This window comes from Streptomyces sp. DF42 (assembly GCF_058267695.1).
The window spans coordinates 2,070,191-2,086,800 of the sequence record NZ_CM177859.1 but is presented as its reverse complement, the minus strand read 5'-3'; the positions used below and the strand labels follow the sequence as shown (position 1 = coordinate 2,086,800).

At 70.4% G+C, this 16,610-nt stretch carries 15 protein-coding genes and 3 pseudogenes; 12 read left to right on the top strand and 6 right to left on the bottom strand.

What is annotated here, in order from left to right; translation table 11 throughout:
• Positions 1-30: 30 nt before the first annotated feature.
• Complete coding sequence (locus tag ACYUED_RS09460; RefSeq protein WP_491291831.1) at positions 31-627, top strand: GTP-binding protein; 597 nt, start codon at positions 31-33, stop codon at positions 625-627.
• Here ACYUED_RS09460 and ACYUED_RS09455 read toward each other — a convergent pair.
• Positions 624-899, bottom strand: a pseudogene (locus ACYUED_RS09455) (ABC transporter substrate-binding protein); the annotation flags it as partial. The gene ACYUED_RS09460 and the pseudogene ACYUED_RS09455 overlap by 4 nt on opposite strands.
• Here ACYUED_RS09455 and ACYUED_RS09450 point away from each other — a divergent pair.
• The 4 genes and pseudogenes from ACYUED_RS09450 to ACYUED_RS09435 form a co-directional block, all read left to right on the top strand.
• A pseudogene (locus tag ACYUED_RS09450) lies at positions 899-1,163 on the top strand (DUF1684 domain-containing protein); the annotation flags it as partial. The pseudogenes ACYUED_RS09455 and ACYUED_RS09450 overlap by 1 nt on opposite strands.
• A 209-nt stretch (positions 1,164-1,372) precedes the next feature.
• On the top strand, positions 1,373-2,272 hold the full coding sequence (locus tag ACYUED_RS09445) for a S1 family peptidase (RefSeq protein ID WP_491291830.1): 900 nt from the start codon (positions 1,373-1,375) through the stop codon (positions 2,270-2,272).
• A 192-nt stretch (positions 2,273-2,464) separates the two neighbouring features.
• On the top strand, positions 2,465-3,391 hold the full coding sequence (locus ACYUED_RS09440) for a slipin family protein (RefSeq protein WP_491291829.1): 927 nt from the start codon (positions 2,465-2,467) through the stop codon (positions 3,389-3,391).
• A gap of 230 nt (positions 3,392-3,621) precedes the next feature.
• Entirely contained in the window at positions 3,622-4,704 is a 1,083-nt protein-coding gene (locus ACYUED_RS09435; RefSeq protein ID WP_491291828.1) for a S1 family peptidase, read from the top strand.
• 754 nt (positions 4,705-5,458) lie between these two features.
• Here the strand turns inward: ACYUED_RS09435 and ACYUED_RS09430 are convergent.
• A pseudogene (locus ACYUED_RS09430) lies at positions 5,459-6,491 on the bottom strand (ABC-2 transporter permease).
• Positions 6,492-6,624: 133 nt separating this feature from the next.
• Between ACYUED_RS09430 and ACYUED_RS09425 the strand changes: the two are divergent.
• Positions 6,625-10,065 carry a DNA polymerase III subunit alpha gene (locus tag ACYUED_RS09425; RefSeq protein ID WP_491291827.1) on the top strand — a complete coding sequence of 1,147 codons (3,441 nt, stop codon included), beginning with the start codon at positions 6,625-6,627 and terminating at the stop codon, positions 10,063-10,065.
• The gene (locus ACYUED_RS09420) at positions 10,062-11,036 is read left to right on the top strand and encodes a DNA polymerase Y family protein (RefSeq protein ID WP_491291826.1); all 975 of its coding nucleotides are present in this window, start codon (positions 10,062-10,064) and stop codon (positions 11,034-11,036) included. Before ACYUED_RS09425 ends, ACYUED_RS09420 begins: the two co-directional genes overlap by 4 nt.
• 3 nt (positions 11,037-11,039) lie before the next feature.
• Here the strand turns inward: ACYUED_RS09420 and ACYUED_RS09415 are convergent, their stop codons facing one another.
• A complete protein-coding gene (locus ACYUED_RS09415) occupies positions 11,040-11,414 on the bottom strand; it encodes a cupin domain-containing protein (protein WP_491291825.1) in 375 nt (124 codons plus the stop codon).
• A gap of 99 nt (positions 11,415-11,513) precedes the next feature.
• On the opposite strand from ACYUED_RS09415, the gene ACYUED_RS09410 reads away from it, so the two are divergent.
• The 3 genes from ACYUED_RS09410 (at position 11,514) to ACYUED_RS09400 (ending at position 13,769) form a co-directional block, all read left to right on the top strand.
• The gene (locus tag ACYUED_RS09410; RefSeq protein ID WP_491291824.1) at positions 11,514-11,960 is read left to right on the top strand and encodes a MarR family winged helix-turn-helix transcriptional regulator; all 447 of its coding nucleotides are present in this window, start codon (positions 11,514-11,516) and stop codon (positions 11,958-11,960) included.
• Positions 11,961-12,132: 172 nt separating this feature from the next.
• On the top strand, positions 12,133-12,993 hold the full coding sequence (locus tag ACYUED_RS09405; protein WP_491291823.1) for an esterase/lipase family protein: 861 nt from the start codon (positions 12,133-12,135) through the stop codon (positions 12,991-12,993).
• A gap of 326 nt (positions 12,994-13,319) precedes the next feature.
• Positions 13,320-13,769, top strand: coding sequence for a GNAT family N-acetyltransferase (locus ACYUED_RS09400; RefSeq protein WP_491291822.1), 450 nt, complete (start codon positions 13,320-13,322; stop codon positions 13,767-13,769).
• Between the two features lie 6 nt (positions 13,770-13,775).
• Here the strand turns inward: ACYUED_RS09400 and ACYUED_RS09395 are convergent, their stop codons facing one another.
• Positions 13,776-13,910, bottom strand: coding sequence for a hypothetical protein (locus ACYUED_RS09395; protein WP_266511554.1), 135 nt, complete (start codon positions 13,908-13,910; stop codon positions 13,776-13,778).
• Positions 13,911-14,050: 140 nt separating this feature from the next.
• Between ACYUED_RS09395 and ACYUED_RS09390 the strand changes: the two genes are divergently transcribed.
• A complete protein-coding gene (locus tag ACYUED_RS09390; protein ID WP_491291821.1) occupies positions 14,051-14,674 on the top strand; it encodes a class I SAM-dependent methyltransferase in 624 nt (207 codons plus the stop codon).
• A gap of 38 nt (positions 14,675-14,712) precedes the next feature.
• Here the strand turns inward: ACYUED_RS09390 and ACYUED_RS09385 are convergent, their stop codons facing one another.
• Both ACYUED_RS09385 and ACYUED_RS09380 read right to left on the bottom strand, forming a co-directional pair.
• Positions 14,713-15,213 (bottom strand): ribonuclease FAU-1 family protein, encoded by a 501-nt coding sequence (locus ACYUED_RS09385; RefSeq protein ID WP_491291820.1) that lies wholly within the window; start codon positions 15,211-15,213, stop codon positions 14,713-14,715.
• The gene (locus ACYUED_RS09380; protein WP_491291819.1) at positions 15,194-16,126 is read right to left on the bottom strand and encodes a GNAT family N-acetyltransferase; all 933 of its coding nucleotides are present in this window, start codon (positions 16,124-16,126) and stop codon (positions 15,194-15,196) included. The genes ACYUED_RS09385 and ACYUED_RS09380 overlap by 20 nt, the downstream gene beginning before the upstream one ends.
• A 70-nt stretch (positions 16,127-16,196) precedes the next feature.
• Between ACYUED_RS09380 and ACYUED_RS09375 the strand changes: the two genes are divergently transcribed.
• On the top strand, positions 16,197-16,568 hold the full coding sequence (locus ACYUED_RS09375; protein ID WP_491291818.1) for a GntR family transcriptional regulator: 372 nt from the start codon (positions 16,197-16,199) through the stop codon (positions 16,566-16,568).
• Positions 16,569-16,610 lie beyond the last annotated feature (42 nt).

The window sequence follows — 16,610 nt, the reverse complement described above, 5'->3', positions numbered from 1 at the left end:
TGACAGTCGTGCTCGAAAGGATCGGGGATCATGTCCGGGCGCTCTGACAGGATCGTCCCGCTCGCCGTGAAGGTCGTGGTGAGCGGGGGGCTCGGGGTCGGCAAGACCACGTTCATCGGGGCGATTTCGGAGATCGAGCAGCTGGACACGGAGGCTGCGATCACGCAGGTCTCCGTGGGTGTCGACTCGCTCGAAGGGGTCGAGTCGAAGACGACCACGACCGTTGCGCTGGACTTCGGGCGGATCACTCTTGATCCCACGATCGCGCTGTATCTGTTCGGCACGCCCGGGCAGGGGCGGTTCTCCTTCATGTGGGAGGAGCTGGCGGAAGGGGCCCTGGGGACGGTGGTCCTCGCGGACACCCGACGGATCGAGGACTGCTTTCCGGCTGTTGACTACTTCGAAGCCCGGGGCGTGCCTTTTGTGCTTGCCGTGAATCTGTTTGACGGGGCCGAGCGCATCGAACTCGACGAGGTCCGGGAGGTGTTGGGGCTGCGTGAGGATGTGCCGGTACTTGAGTGCGATGCGCGGGAGCGGTCCTCCGTGCGGGATGTCCTGGGGGTGTTGATGGATCGGGTCCTGGGTGTTCGGGATGCGCCCGGAAGAGGCGTGATGTTGGTGCGTTAGCGGGTGCGGGCCGGTTTTTTCAGTTCCGGCGGGGAGATGTGGGACTTATCGATCGCCGAGCCCGTCGTGCCCCACTTTTTGAGGATCTTCGCGTAAGTGCCGTCCGCTATCAGCTTGTTCACCGCCGACTGGAAAGCGGGCGCGGGTTTCGTGTTCTTCTCGGAGGCGAAACCGACATCGAGGCGGTGGTATTCGTTGAGGAACTTCACGCCTTGCTGGTGGGCCACCGCGTAACGCAGGCCATTGACGGTGGGCATCACGACATCGCTGCGACGGGCGGGAGCCGACGTTCCAGGTCGCGGTCCAGGGCGACGTCCTGTGGGCGGGCTTCGCCGACGTGTCCAGCGGGAGGGGCAGTTACCGGTTCCGGTTCCTCCACCCGGCCCCTCCCCGACGCCGAGGGCCGTACGACCGTCGGCCTCAACCGCGCCCTGCTGCCGCCGTGTGCCTTCGCCGACCACTTCATCTGCCCTTTCCCACCGCCCGGGAACGCCCTGGACGTCGCGGTCGGGGCGGGGGAGCGCAACTTGGTCTGAACCAGGCATGTGTGGCTAAAACTGATAGTTCGTTCAACGGTTTGCGGCCGAAAGGCGCCCTTGCGCCTACCGGCCGTTCGGCCGAATACTCCCCGCAAGCGCTTGTCAGGGGCACGGCGTGTCCGGAATCCGGACGATCAGTGCCCCGGCTGCGCCTCACGGGCCCCGACCCCACGCGGGCCCCTTACTTCCCCTTGGGAGGAACGAACGTGAGGATCAAGCGCACAACCCCCCGCAGTGGTATCGCGAGACGGACCCGGCTGATCGCCGTCACCACCGGACTCGTGGCCGCCGCAGCGATCGCGGTCCCCAGCGCGAACGCGTCCACCGCCACCCCCTTCAGCACCGCCCAACTCAAGAGCGCCAACGCCTCGGTGCTGAAGGCCGACGTGCCGGGCACCGCCTGGGCCGTCGACAACAGGACCAACCGTGTCGTCGTCACCGTCGACAGCACGGTCTCCCGGGCCGAGATCGCGAAGATCAAGAGCCAGGCCGGCGGCAACGCCGGTGCCCTGACCATCAAGCACACCCCGGGCACGTTCAAGAAGCTGATCACCGGCGGCGACGCCATCTACGGCGGCCAGTACCGCTGCTCGCTCGGCTTCAACGTGCACAGCGGGAGCACCTACTACTTCCTGACCGCCGGCCACTGCGGTGAGGTCGCCTCGACCTGGTACTCCAACTCCGGCCACTCCACGGTGCTGGGTACCAACGTCGGCTACAGCTTCCCGACCAACGACTTCGCGCTGGTGCGCTACACCAACTCCTCGGTCGCGCACCCGAGCGCGGTCGGCGGCCAGACCATCTCCAGCGCGGCCACTCCGAGCGTCGGTACGACGGTCTATCGTCGCGGCTCCACCACCGGCACTCACAGCGGCCGGGTCACCGCCCTGAACGCCACGGTCAACTACGGCAGCGGCGACGTCGTCTACGGCATGATCCAGACCACGGTCTGCGCCGAGGGCGGCGACAGCGGCGGTCCCCTGTACGGCGGCAGCGTGGCCTACGGTCTGACCTCCGGCGGCAGCGGCAACTGCAGCTCCGGCGGCACGACCTTCTTCCAGCCGGTCACCGAGGCGCTGAGCTACTACGGCGTGAGCATCGGCTGACGGGCCGGCCGGTTCGGCAGCGAGGCGGCCTGCGGCCCGTGGCAGGCAGCAGTAGCCGGTAGCAGTCAGCAGAAGACGAGCCCCCGCAGGCAACTGTCGTGCGGGGGCTCGCCCTTGTCCGGCCCCGGAGTTACCTTCGACGTACAGGCGGAACTCCTCTGTAATACGCCCACTCGGACCCTGGGGGCCGGCATGGTCGAGGAGCTGGTGGCGGCGGGAGTGACCCTCGCGTCCGCCGGTGTGGTGTACGCGATGGCGGCAGCTCGGGTCGTCAAGCAGTACGAACGGGGTGTGGTGTTCCGCCTCGGCAAACTCCGATCCGAGGTGCGGGAGCCCGGGTTCACGATGATCGTGCCGTTCGTGGACAAGCTCCAGAAGGTCAACATGCAGGTCGTGACCATGCCCGTGCCCGCGCAGGAGGGCATCACCCGGGACAACGTCACGGTGCGGGTGGACGCGGTCGTCTACTTCAAGGTGACCGGGCCGTCCGAGGCGATCGTCCGGGTGGAGGACTACCGGTTCGCTGTCGCGCAGATGGCGCAGACCTCGCTGAGGTCCATCATCGGCAAGAGCGAGCTGGACGATCTGTTGTCCAACCGCGAAAAGCTCAACCAGGGCCTGGAGTTGATGATCGACAGCCCGGCCGTGGAGTGGGGTGTGACGATCGACCGGGTCGAGATCAAGGACGTCTCCCTGCCCGAGACCATGAAGCGCTCCATGGCCCGGCAGGCCGAGGCCGACCGTGAGCGGCGCGCGCGGGTCATCAACGCCGACGCCGAACTCCAGGCGTCGAAGAAGCTCGCCGAGGCGGCCCAGCAGATGGCGGACACTCCGGCCGCGCTGCAACTGCGGCTGCTGCAGACGGTGACGGCGGTGGCCGCCGAGAAGAACTCCACGCTCGTTCTGCCGTTCCCGGTGGAGTTGCTGCGGTTCCTGGAGAGGGCGCAGCAGAACACCGGGGTGCCGCCGCAGGTCGTGCAGCAGCCGGTGCAGCCGGTGGAGCAATCGGTGCGGCAGCCGGTGCAGCAATCGGTGCAGCAATCGGTGCACGAGCAACTGCCTTCTCCTGTGACCCGCTTGGATCCGGAACCCGGAGGGTCGAAATCCGGACAGGACTAGACCTCACAGAGTGCGCACAGGCTACTCGCTCGTAGTGTTTGCGGAGCGAAGACGTGGGGTGACCGTGGACTGTCAAAAAATGAGGGGCGCGCGAAGCGGGTTCTACGCGCGTCCTGAAGAAGCCCTTGTGTGCTCCCTGTCGGCCTCGGGATAGTAGGCGCAGTTCAACGCCTTCCGGTTCGCGGGATCCCCACAATCTCGCGGGCCGACCCCCCACAGGAGGACGCGAGTTGAAGCACCGACGCATACCCAAGCGACGTGTGGCCGTGGCAGGTGCGGGCATCGCCGCGCTGGTCGCCGCGGCAGTCACCTTCCAGACTGCGAACGCCAGCGAGGCCCCGAAGACCTCCGCGCCCCGGACCCTGTCGGTCACGGCGGCCGGAAAGCTCGCCTCGACCCTCGGCGAGGACCTCGGTACCGACGCGGCGGGTACGTTCTACGACGCGAAGGCCAAGAGCCTCGTCGTCAACGTGCTGGACAAGACCGCCGCCAAGGCCGTCGAGGCGGCCGGCGCCAAGGCGAGAATCGTCGAGAACTCCCTCGCCGAACTCAAGAGCGCCCATGCGACGCTGAAGCAGGACGCGACCATCCCCGGTACCTCCTGGGTGACCGACCCGACCACCAACAAGGTCGTCGTCACCGCCGACCGCACGGTCTCCAAGGCCGAGTGGGCCAAACTGACCAAGGTCGTCGACGGGCTCGGCTCGGTGGCCGAAGTCCAGCGCACGAAGGGGGAGTTCAAGCCCTTCATCGCGGGCGGCGACGCGATCTCCGGCTCGGGCGGGCGCTGCTCGCTCGGCTTCAACGTGGTCAAGGGCGGCCAGCCGTACTTCATCACGGCCGGGCACTGCACCGAGGCCATCTCCACCTGGTCCGACTCCAGCGGCAAGCAGATCGGCACCAACGAGCAGTCCAGCTTCCCGGGCAACGACTTCGGCCTGGTCAAGTACACCTCCGGCGTGGCTCACCCGAGTGAGGTCGACCTCTACAACGGTTCCTCGCAGGCCATCACCCATGCCGCCGCCGCCACGGTGGGCGAGAAGGTGACCCGCAGCGGCTCCACCACCAAGGTGCACGGCGGCACGGTCACCGGCCTGGACGCCACCGTGAACTACGGCAACGGCGACATCGTCAACGGCCTCATCCAGACCGACGTCTGCGCCGAGCCCGGCGACAGTGGCGGCTCGCTCTTCGACGGCGACGCGGCGATCGGCCTCACGTCCGGTGGCAGCGGTGACTGCACGTCCGGTGGGGAGACCTTCTTCCAGCCGGTCACCGAGGCGCTGTCGACCTTCGGTGCCGAGATCGGCTGACCGTCACACCGGTTGTGTGAAGTCCCGCCCCGCGCGCGAGGGGCGGGACTTTCGCGTGCGGGTGCGCGTGCGGGTGCAGGTTGGGGGGGGGCGTATGCCTGCGGCGCCTGTGCGGGGGTGGGGGTGCGTGTAGCGCCTGTGGGGTGGGGGAGTCGGGGCCGGGGCGGGGGTGTCCGTCCTCGGTCCGGCGGTGCTGTTTGCCGAGTTGTACCCGGTGATGGACGCCGGCCGCTGCGGGCGGGCACCCTCGCCCCGTCCCCTTCCCGCCGTGGGCGGCTGACGGTCATGCGTAAGCCGTACGTCGAATGGCGCGCCTCCGCTGCGGGCGGGCCCCCCGCCCCGTCCCCTTCTCGCCGTGGGCGACCAGCCGTACGTCGGATGGCGCGCCTCCGCTGTGGGCTTACGGTGGCAGGTCGGCAGCCTGGCGTCTGGTGCGCAGGGTTGCTGCCAGGAGTGTGATGACGATTCCGGCCGCAGGTGCGTGTAGCGCCTGTGGGGTGGGGGAGTCGGGGCCGGGGCGGGGGTGTCCGTCCTCGGTCCGGCGGTGCTGTTTGCCGAGCTGTACCCGGTGATGGACGCCGGCCGCTGCGGGCGGGCACCCCCGCCCCGTCCCCTTCCCGCCGTGGGCGGCTGACGGTCATGCGTAAGCCGTACGTCGAATGGCGCGCCTCCGCTGCGGGCGGGCCCCCCGCCCTGTCCCCTTCCCGCCGTGGGCGACCAGCCGTGCGTCGGAGGGCGCGCCTCCGCTGCGGGTTCACGGCGCTCGTGGTGGCTGGTCGGTGGTCCTGCGTCTGGTGCGCAGGGTTGCTGCCAGGAGGGTGATGGCGATTCCGGCCGCCGCCCAGGCCGACAGCACCAGGAGGGCGCCCGTTGTGGCGTTGCCCTGGAAGTACGCGATCGAGCGGGCCACCCATGTGCCGGCGCCCGGCGGCAGCGCGGGGCCGATCGCCTTCCAGAACGGCGGCAGCAGCGGAAGGGGGAAGGCGCCCCCGGCGCTTGGGTTTCCCGCGATCACCACGAGCAGGATGGCCAGGCCGATGCCGGCGATCCCGAAGACTCCCTGGAGGGCGAGGGTTGCCGCGCCGACCGAGAAGGTGACCAGGGCGCCGAGTCCCCGGAAGGCCATCACGCTGCCCGGCAGGGCGCCCAGGATCGGGCCGATGATGACCGCTCCGCCGAGTCCGCCGATGATCGAGACCAATGCCATGACGGTCAGTCGGATCACCGCACGGCGCGGGTTGGCGGGGCGGGCGCCCGTGCTGATCGCCAGGACCGAGGCGGACGGGTAGCCGCCGACGCACCAGCCCACCACCGCGTAGAAGGAGGACAGCCCGTCGAAGTCCTGGGAGGAGGCCGGGGCCACGTCCAGCGTCCGGACGGTCCGCTGCTGGGAGGCCTCCAGGAGGGTGAGGTATCTCTCCAGGGTGGTCGCGAGGACGGTGCCGCCGCCACTGGCGACCAGGAGCGTGTCGGTCGTCAGGGCCGGGTTGATGACCAGTGCTCCGTCGATGTCCCGGTTCAGGATCTGCTTTCGGGCCGTCGCCTCGTCGGCCACCACGCGCGGGTCCAGTGGGGACCCCGGCAGCTGCTCCAGCCGGGTCACCGCCTGCTCGGCCGCGGACCGGGGCGCGACGACTCCGAAGGGCACGTCCTTGGGCTTCGGGTCGTGCAGCGCCCACATAGGAGGCGATGAACAGCAGCTGGAGCGCGATCACGCCGATGACCAGCAGCGTGGTGCGCGGGGTGACCGCGTCCGTCACCTCGGCGAGAAAGCTCCTCTGTGTCATGTCCCCACAGTCCGAGGCGGTGGACGTTTCCGCAGGTGGGAGAGGGCCGAACGGCTGTCGTACATGTATTCGATTTTTGGTCTATGGTGGGGGTGAGGTGATTGGGAACAGGTGTTCGAGAATGGGGGTGTGGATGTCCGGTTTCACGCATCTGCGCACCGTCTCCGGGTTCTCCATGAGGTACGGGGCCTCGCATCCGGAGCGGTTGGCCGAGCGTGCCTCCGAGCGGGGCATGGATGCCCTGGCCCTCGCCGACCGCGACACCCTCGCCGGCACGGTCCGCTTCGCCAAGGCCTGTGCGAAGGCGGGCGTCCGCCCGCTGTTCGGCGCGGACCTGGCGGTGGAGCAGCCCGCACGCGAGTCCGTACGACAGGAAAGGCGCCGCACCCCTGTACGTGGCGGTGCCTTCATCGACGAGTCGACACCCCGCGTCACCTTCCTCGCCAGGGACGGCGCCCGCGGCTGGGCCGACCTGTGCCGGCTCGTCACGGCCGCCCATGGCGCCGAGGGCGCGCCCCTGCTGCCCTGGAGCGGCAACCACGCCGACGGCCTGACCGTTCTGCTCGGGTCCGACTCCGACGTCGGCCGCGCGCTGGCTGCGGGACGTCCGGACCGAGCCGGGAAACTCCTCGCGCCCTGGCGTGAGATCTACGGCGACGCCCTGCGTCTGGAGGCCGTCTGGCACGGGCGCAAGGGCACCGGCCCCGGCTCACTGCGGCTGGCCGCCCGCACCGTGGGTTTCGCCGCCGAGCAGGGGATCCGGCCGGTGCTCAGCAATGCCGTGCGCTACGCCGACCCCGGCCTCGGCCCGGTCGCCGACGTCCTGGACGCGGCCCGCCGTCTGGTCCCCGTCGACCCGGGGAAGGAACTGGACTCCGGGGAGGCGTGGCTCAAGGCCACGGGCGCCATGCTGGATGCCGCCGAGCGGATCGTCGAGGCCGCGGGCTACCGGCGCGACACCGCCCACCGCCTGCTGGAGCAGACGCGGGCGACGGCCGCCGAGTGCCTGGTCGACCCCGAGGACGACCTCGGCATGGGCGCCGTCCACTTCCCCGAGCCGCACCTCGTCGGCGCCGGCCGGCGCACCGCCCAGCGGACGCTGGCGTCGAGGGCGGCGGCCGGGATGGTGGCGCACGGCCACTCCGGGAAGCGCGCCTACTGGGAGCGGATGCACCGGGAGCTGGACATCATCGCCCACCACGGCTTCGCTTCCTACTTCCTGACGGTCGCTCAGGTAGTGGACGACGTACGGGGGATGGGTATTCGGGTTGCCGCGCGTGGCTCCGGCGCGGGCTCGTTGGTGAACCATCTCCTGGGTATCGCGAACGCCGATCCGGTTGAGCACGGGCTGCTGATGGAGCGCTTCTTGTCGAAGGAGCGGGTGGTGCTGCCCGATATCGACATCGATGTGGAGTCCGCGCGGCGGCTGGAGGTCTACCGCGCGATCATCGGCCGGTTCGGCGAGGAGCGGGTCGCGACCGTCGCCATGCCGGAGACGTACCGGGTCCGGCACGCGATTCGTGACGTGGGGGCGGCGCTGTCCATGGATCCGGCCGAGATCGACCGTGTCGCCAAGTCCTTCCCGCACATCCGGGCGCGCGATGCCCGGGCGGCGCTGGAGGAACTGCCCGAACTCAAGGCGCTGGCGGGGGAGAAGGAGCGGTACGGGCGGTTGTGGGAGCTGGTCGAGGCTCTTGACGCCCTGCCCCGCGGAGTCGCCATGCATCCGTGCGGGGTGCTGCTCTCCGACGCCTCCCTTCTGTCCCGTACGCCGGTCGTGCCGACCAGCGGCGAGGGCCTGCCCATGTCGCAGTTCGACAAGGACGACGTGGAGGACCTCGGGCTGCTCAAGCTGGATGTGCTGGGGGTGCGGATGCAGTCGGCGATGGCACACGCGGTCGCCGAGGTGGACCGGGCGACGGGGGAGCGGATCGACCTGGATGCGTTGCGGGGCGGCGATCCGGCGACGTATCGGCTCATCCGTTCGGCCGAGACGCTGGGATGCTTCCAGATCGAGTCGCCGGGGCAGCGGGATCTGGTGGGGCGGCTGCAGCCGGCCACCTTTCATGACCTCGTCGTCGACATTTCGCTGTTCCGGCCCGGCCCGGTCGCCGCCGACATGGTGCGGCCGTTCATCGAGGCGCGGCACGGGCGGGCGCCGGTGAGGTATCCGCATCCGGATCTGGAGGAGCCGCTGAAGGGGACGTACGGGGTCGTCGTCTTCCACGAGCAGATCATCGACATCGTCGCCATCATGGCCGGCTGCGGGCGGGGGGAGGCGGACCGGGTGCGGCGCGGGCTGTCCGACCCGGAGTCGCAGGGGCGGATCAAGGTGTGGTTCGCGCAGCACGCGGCGGCCAACGGCTATGACGTGGAGACGATTCAGCGGACCTGGGAGATCATCGAGGCGTTCGGCAGCTACGGCTTCTGCAAGGCGCATGCGGTCGCCTTCGCCGTGCCGACGTACCAGTCGGCGTGGCTGAAGGCCCATCATCCGGCCGCCTTCTATGCCGGGCTGCTCACGCACGACCCCGGGATGTATCCGAAACGGCTGCTGCTGGCGGACGCGCGGCGGCGCGGGGTGCCGGTCCTGCCGTTGGACGTGAACCGGTCGGCGGTCGCCCACCGTATCGAACTGGTGTCTGAATCAGAGGGATCGGAATCGGGACCGGGCGTCTGGGGGCTGCGGCTGGCCCTCTCCGACGTGTACGGCATCAGCGAGGCCGAGGCGGCGCGGATCGCGGAGGGGCAGCCGTACGCCTCGCTGCTGGACTTCTGGGAGCGGGCACGTCCGAGCCGGCCGCTGGCCGGACGGCTGGCCCAGGTCGGCGCGTTGGACGCCTTCGGCGCCAACCGCCGTGATCTGCAACTGCACCTGACCGAGCTGCGGCGGAGTGCAGGGGGTGCGGGCGGCGGTCAACTCCCGCTGGGGGGTGGGCGGAAGACGGCGCCTGCGGGGCTGCCGGATCTGTCCGACGCCGAGAAGCTCAGCGCCGAGCTGGGGGTGCTGTCGATGGACGCCTCGCGCCACCTGATGGACGATCACCGGGCCTTCCTCGACGAGCTGGGAGTGGTGCCGGCACGGCGGCTGCGCGAGGCCCGGCACGGCGAGACGGTCCTCGTGGCGGGCGCCAAGGCGGCCACCCAGACGCCGCCGATCCGCTCCGGCAAGCGGGTCATCTTCAGCACCCTGGACGACGGTACGGGCCTGGTCGACCTCGCCTTCTTCGACGACTCCCACGACGCCTGCGCCCACACCGTCTTCCACTCCTGGCTGCTGCTGGTGCGCGGGGTGGTGCAGCGGCGCGGCCCGCGCAGCCTCAGCGTGGTGGGTGCCGCCGCCTGGAACCTCGCCGAACTGGTCGAGCTGCGCGCCGAGGGCGGCCTCGACGAGGTGGCGGCACGGCTGGCGGAACCCGTGCCGGAAGGGGCGGGCGGAGATCCGGCACGGGGCCGGCGAATCCACATGCCCACCGGATACGAGATGAACCCGTGGGCAGATCTGCGGCCGGCCGGTCAAGCGCCTTCACAGGTACGGAAGTTGTGGCACCAGAGCCCGGGGAGTGCGGGATGACCATCGTGTGCGTACGTTTCCAGCTGCCTCTGGAGCGCGAGGCCGCTCTGCCGGGGCTGCTCGGGTTGCTCGAGGAGTTCACTCCCGTCGTGGAGGCGCTGCCGCCGGACGGTGCGCTGGCCGATCTGCGGGGCGCCGAACGGTACTTCGGGCGCAGCGCGATCGAACTGGCGGCGGTGATCCGCGTCCGCGCCCTCGCCCTGCACGGCGTCGACTGCGTGATCGGCGCCGGGCCGGGCCCGATGCTGGCCCGTGTGGCCCTGCGCGACGCCCGCCCCGGGCTGACGTGCGAGGTCCCCGGCGATCCGGACGGCATCGCGGCGTTCCTCGCGGACCGTCCGGTCACCGCGCTCCCCGGCGTCGGCACGGCCACCGCACGCACCCTGCGCGAGTACGGTCTCGACACCCTGGGCCGGGTCGCCGCCGCACCGCTGTCCACGCTGCAGCGGCTGATCGGTGCGAGGGCGGCCCGCGAACTGCACGAGAAGGCGAACGGTGTCGACCGCGGCCGGGTCGTCCCGAACGGCGTCGCCCGTTCCCTCGCCGCCGAACGCCCCTTCACCCGAGACGAGTTGTCCCCGGACCGGCACCGTCGCGCGCTGCTCTCCGCCGCCGGGGAACTGGGCGCCCGCCTCCGCGCCCTGGACAAGGTCTGCCGCACCCTCACCCTCACCGTCCGCTACGCCGACCGCTCCTCGACGACCCGCACCCGCACCCTCAAGGAACCGACCGCCCACTCGGCCGCACTGGCCGGGGCGGCCTACGACATGTACGAGGCCCTCGGCCTCCAGCGCGCCCGCGTCCGCAGCCTCACCCTCCGCGCCGAATCCCTCACACCCGCCGAACAGGCTTCGCACCAGCTCACCTTCGACCCCGCCGACGAGAAACTCCGCCGTGTGGAGGAGGCCGCGGACCGGGTGCGGGCGAAGTTCGGGCCGGGGGCTGTGATGCCGGGGACGTTGGCGGCGTAGGGCTCAGTTGGCCCAGGGCGGAGTGATCCGGGTGCCGTCGGCCAGTTCGGCCTCCAGACCGATGGAGGTGGTGACCCAGGAGATCGCCGTCTGATCGGTGCGGTTCTCGACGCCGAGGGCCGCGCCCGGGTTGACGATGACCGTGTCGCCCGCGGTGACGCGGTCGGTGCGGCCGTCGAGGGTGATGAACAGTTCGCCGACGAGGAGGTGGAAGATCTCCTCTCGGGTGACGGTGTGCACGGGTGCCTTGGTGCCGGGAGGGATCTCACCGCGCCAGGCGCACAGCTCCTTGCTCCCGCTGAGCGGGGTGGCGTACGAGACGAAGCGGGCGCCGTGGATCTCGTGGGTGACGGCATCGGACGTGCGGATGACGGGCATGGGTGGCCTCCGGGTTCGGGAGTCTCGTCGGATGGTCAAGCTGCTTGACTATATGGTCAAGCGGCTTGACCAATTCGTCAAGGGTGTTTCAATGCCCCCGTGCACAACTCCGAGGCCATGGCCCTGTCCGCCGCCCTGCTCGCCGTCGCCGGTGAACTCACCCAGCGCATCCATGAGGGTGTCGTCGCCCGTGGATTCGAGGGGCTCAGGCCCGCGCACGGCTTCGCCTTCGCGCGGCTCGCCCCGGACGGCGCGACCGTCACCGAGCTGGCCGCTCACCTCGGCGTGACCAAGCAGGCCGCCAGTCAGCTCGTCGACGAGATCGTGCGGAAGGGGTATGCCGAGCGCCGGGCGCATCCCGTGGATGCGCGGGCCCGGCTGGTCGTGCTGACCGAACGGGGGTGGGCGTGCACCCGGGCTGCGGAGGAGGCGGCCGCCGCGGTCGTGCGGGGGTGGGCCGGAGTGCTCGGGGAGGGTGAAGTGCGGGCGTTGCGCGATCAGTTGGCGCGCATTGCGCCCCATGGCCCCATCAGGCCCGCCTGGTGACGCTTCGTCAACGACCGCCGCGGAGTCGGTTACCACTGGAAGTTTTTACTGACGCGTAACTTCACACTTGGGCTACTCGTCCGTAACTTGACGAGTGAACAGCATCCTTCGTGATCCGGATCACAGGGCGTAAGGCCATCGCAACTCCCTTGAGCCGCAAGGAGATCACACGATGCTGCCCTGGAAACGAGTGCTCAGACCCCTGGCCGCGCTGCTGATGACCGCAGCGGTCGCCACGGTCCCCGCCACGACCGCCCACGCGGCCGCGACCTCGTCACACGGCTGGAACGACTACTCCTGCAAGCCCTCCGCCGCCCATCCCCGCCCCGTCGTCCTGGTCCACGGCACCCTCGCCAACTCCGTGGACAACTGGCTCGGCCTCGCGCCCTATCTGGAGGACCGTGGCTACTGCGTCTTCTCCCTCGAATACGGCCAACTGCCCGGCGTCCCCGTCTTCCACGGCCTCGGCCCCATTGACAAGTCGGCAGAACAGCTCTCCGCGTACGTCGACAAGGTGCTCGCCGCGACCGGCGCCGCCAAGGCCGACCTGGTCGGTCACTCGCAGGGCGGCATGATGCCCCGCTACTACCTCAGGTTCCTCGGCGGAGCCGCCACGGTGAACGCCCTGGTCGGCATCGCGCCCGACAACCACGGCACCGACCTGGACGGGCTCACCAACCTGCTGCCGTACTTCCCCGGCGCCGCGGACTGGATCTCCGCGTCGACGCCCGGGCTGGCCGACCAGATCGTCGGCTCGGCGTTCCTCACCAAGCTCAACGCGGGCGGCGACACCGTTCCCGGCGTCCACTACACGGTCATCGCCACCAAGTACGACGAGGTCGCCACGCCGTACAGCAGCCAGTACCTGAGCGGTTCCGACGTGCGCAACGTGCTGCTGCAGAACCTGTGCGCGGTCGACTTCTCCGAACACGCCCTGATCGGGCTGACCGACCGGATCGCCTTCCACGAGGTGGCCAACTCCCTGGATCCGGCGCATGCCACCGCCACCACCTGTGCGTCGGCGCTGAGCTGACGCACTTCTCGGGGCCTGTCCGACCTGAGCCGCCGGACAGGCCCCGCGCTTTTCGCCCCGGTCAGCGGCCGTCCGACGTCAGGGCGAGCGGGGCGGCACCGAGGACGGCGACGGCGGCGACCGTGCGGCGGCCTGCGGGCATGCGGAATCTCCTCGGGACGGTCCTGATGCGTGGGGCGGGTCCCGTGGGGCTGAATCCCGTGGGGCGCGATCAGAAGCTAGCCCCAAGAAACCGTGGAATCGCCTGCTGGGGGCGGGTGAGGGAGATCCTTATGGTGGCGTTAAGGGAGCGCTCAGACTGGGATCAGGTAGGTACCGTGCGCGGCATGGAAGAGCACGAGATCCGGCCTGCCGTCGCCGCCGACGTACCGGCCGTGAAAGCCGTGACCGATGCCGCCTACCACCGCTACGTCGAGCGGATCGGGGTGGTGCCGGTGCCCATGGCGGCGGACCACGCGGCGAACGTGGCCGCGGGGAAGGTGTTCGTGACGGGAGACCCCGTCATCGGCCTGGTCGTGCTGGAGGAGCACGGCGACCATCTGTTCCTCGACAGCATCGCCGTCCACCCCGACGCGCACGGCGGCGGCGTGGGGCGGCGGCTGCTGGGGTTCGTGGACGCACGCGCGCGTGACCTCGGGCTGCCCGAGGTCAGGCTCTACACCAACGCCATGATGTGGGAGAACCAGCAGATCTATCCGAAGTTCGGTTACGAGGTCGTGGAGCGCCGGGTCACCGGTCCGTACGACCGCATCCACTACCGCAAGCGGCTGGACTGACTGCCGTCAGCCGTCCGGCCACCACGTGCGTGCGATGTCCTTGCGGACCTCCGGGCGTCCGCCAGGACGCTCGTCGGCCTCCTCGCGGACCTTGCGGGAGTCCGTCCTGCTCAGGGGCTTCTGCACAGTGGTCCGGCGCATAACTGCCTCCTTCGGTGTCTACCGAGTTCCCGTCTTCACACGGAGGTAGACCCTTTTCGGGAGAGTGACTCATCGGTTCGGGTCTGTCAGTGGCGGCTGTCACGATTCGACTGTCAGTGGCGCGTGTCACTCTGGGGCGCATGACGGATGACATCGAGCGCCTGACCGGGGCGGATGAAGAGCGGTCCGACTGGGACGCGCGGGCCGCCTCCTTCGACGACGAACCGGATCACGGGCTGCGCGACCCGAAAGTGCGCCAGGCCTGGGCCGGCCGGCTCCTCTCCTGGCTGCCCGCGCGGGCGAGCGACATCCTCGACCTCGGCTGCGGTACCGGCAGCCTGTCGCTCCTCGCCGCGGAACAGGGACACCGCGTCACCGGCGTCGACCTGTCGCCGGCCATGGTCGACCTCGCGAGAGCGAAGCTGGCCGGACGTGACGCGGTGTTCCTCGTCGGTGACGCGACGGCACCGCCGGTGGGGGAGCAGCGCTTCGACGTCGTCCTGGCGCGGCACGTGCTGTGGGCGCTCCCCGACCCCGGCCGGGCCTTGCGGCACTGGCGCGAACTGGTGCGCCCGGGCGGCCGGCTCGTGCTGGTCGAGGGCGTGTGGGGCACGGTCAGCCCGGTCGGCATATCCGCCGGCCTGCTCACCGACCTCCTCACCCCGCTCACCGCGGACCTGCGCGTCGAGCGACTGTCGCAGGACGCGGTGCTGTGGGGGAAGGAGGTGGCGGACGAGCGGTACGCGGTGGTGGCACTGGTGTGAACCCCGGACGCGCGCACCGTTGCCGGGCTGGGAGCTCCTCAGGTCAGGAGGGCGTCGAAGCCGCCATGGAGGGCAAGCCTCTCCAGCTCGTCCAGGGCGGCCACGGCGGCGGCCGCGGCCTGCGGGTCCCGCTGCGCCAGACCGCTCTCGGCGAACTCGTCCTCGTCCAGGCGCAGTACGTCCTTGCCGTCGGCGGAGCGCCACAGGTCCAGGTCGAGGTCCTCGACGATCAACTCGGTGCCGGAGAGCACGGCGGGGCGGGTGATGTCGCAGTACCAGCCCTTCACCACACCCGCGGCGTCACGGACCTCCTTCACCGCGTACCAGCGGTCCCGCCAGTAGTACTCGGTGAAGACGTCGCCCTTCTCGAAGCGGACGAAGCCGAAGTCGCGGACGCCCTCGCCCGCCCAGGGGGCGTGGACCGCGATGCGCGTACCGTCGTCGCGGATCAGGCCGGCCGCGTAACGGATCTTCGTACGGCCCGCCTTGACGAGGAGGACGTCCAACTGGCCTGTCGGATCAGCTGAGTTCGCGGACATGGCGCACCTCCGTCGCGCAGATCTCGTACCCGAACCACTTGTTGATCGCGAGCATCGGGCCGTTGCCGTCGTCGTTGCCGGTGAGCGCCTCGGTGAAGCCGGCCGCCCGGGCGCCGTGCAGGGAGGCGTTCTTGGCGAGCTTGGCCAGGCCGCGGCCGCGGAAGGCGCGGGCGGTGCCGGTCATGGCAGTGGCGTAGCGGCCGGTGGCGACGTCCGTCCAGGCCACGCTGAAGGCGGCGGGGCGACCCTCGACGAGCGCGACCTTGGTCAGCTCCCGGTTGAGCAGCGGTTGCTTCCAGCTCTCCTCGATCCAGTTCTCGTAGTCGGTGAACTCGGTGTCCACGTCGCTCGGTTCGTCCCGCGTCGTCTCCGCGTCCAGCTCGAACAGCGGACGCGGATCGTCCGCGAAGTCGGCCGCGCTGCGCAACTCGACGCCGGGCGGAGGGGTCTGGAGCGGCGGCAGCGTGCCACCGGTCAGGTCCAGGCGGAGGAAGTGGGCGGAGCGGCTGGCGCCGTAGCCGTGCCGCTCGGCGAAGGCCCGGTTGGCGGGCTCGTCCAGCACCCAGGCGTACAGCTTCGTCGCGCCGTGCTCGACCAGGTACGCCTCGGCGGTGCGGACCAGGAGGCCCCCGGCGCCGCGGCGGATCCTGTCCGGGTGCACATAGATGTTGAGCATCCCCAGGCCCGGTTCCGGGCTGTCGTACGCCAACTGCACCTGCGCCGTGCCGATGACCTCGCCGTCCTCCTCGGCGACCAGCGAGACGAAATGCGCGTCGGGGTGGGTGTGGGCGAGGCGGTGGACGACGGCGTCCGGGGTCCACAGGATGTGGGGGAGGGCCAGGTGCCGTACCCGGGCGAAGGCCTCGACGTCGGCCCGGTCGTCGGGGCGCAGGGCGCGCACGATCACAGTCATGAAGGCGCACGCTACGTGGGGACGAGCGCGAGCGCCCCTCATTTTCCGGCGGGTGCGGGACAATCGAGCAGTGACCTTGAAGATCCACATCGACGACAGTGCCGCCCCCTACGAGCAGGTGCGGGCGCAGATCTCCGAGCAGGCCCGGTCCGCAGTGCTGCCGGTCGGGTACCGGCTGCCGACCGTGCGGGGGCTCGCCGAGTCGCTCGGGCTCGCGGCCAACACGGTGGCCAAGGCGTATCGGGCGCTGGAGAGCGACGGGGTGATCGAGACACGGGGGCGCAACGGCACGTTCGTGGCCGCCGCGGGCTCGGCGGCGGAGCGGGAGCTGGCCCTGGCCGCCCAGGCCTACGTGGAGCGGGCTCGGCGGCTGGGATCGGACGAGGGCGCGGCGCTTGCCGCGGTGAGTGACGCCCTGCGGGCGGCTTACGGCAAGAGCTGAGCGCTCCGCTGGAAACCGCGGTGACGAACGCGCGGGCCGGTG